This is a genomic window from Marinicauda pacifica (genome assembly GCF_004793635.1).
GTDB lineage: Bacteria > Pseudomonadota > Alphaproteobacteria > Caulobacterales > Maricaulaceae > Marinicauda > Marinicauda pacifica.
In genome coordinates this window covers 1-308 of record NZ_SRXV01000073.1, presented here as the reverse complement: position 1 = coordinate 308, position 308 = coordinate 1, and the positions used below count along the sequence as shown (strand labels likewise).

The window sequence follows — 308 nt, the reverse complement described above, 5'->3', positions numbered from 1 at the left end:
TCTTCCAGCGCCGCGATCAAGTCCTGCTGCGAGATGTCGCGCGACTCCCAGTCGGCCAGGCGCACGGTCATGCCGATCCGGTTGAGGTCATAGCGCCCGATGACGGTGAATGCGGACTCTATAACGCCACTATCGAGATAGGGCTGGAGGACCGCCTCGATCTCGACGACTTCCTGCTCCATGTAATCCAGGCCAACCCCGTCCGGCCCGGTCACAAACACGCTGATCTGGCCGCGATCCTCCTCAGGCACCAGCTCGCGCTCGAGCGCAAAGACGCACGCGACAGCCCCGGCCGCAAGCGCGACCGC

Annotated in this window: 1 protein-coding gene; it reads right to left on the bottom strand. The window is 64.9% G+C overall.

All coding sequences use genetic code 11. From position 1 onward, the window contains the following. Positions 1 to 308, bottom strand: a 308-nt coding sequence (locus E5162_RS14440) for an efflux RND transporter permease subunit (protein ID WP_135945962.1), incomplete at both ends; no start/stop codon positions are given.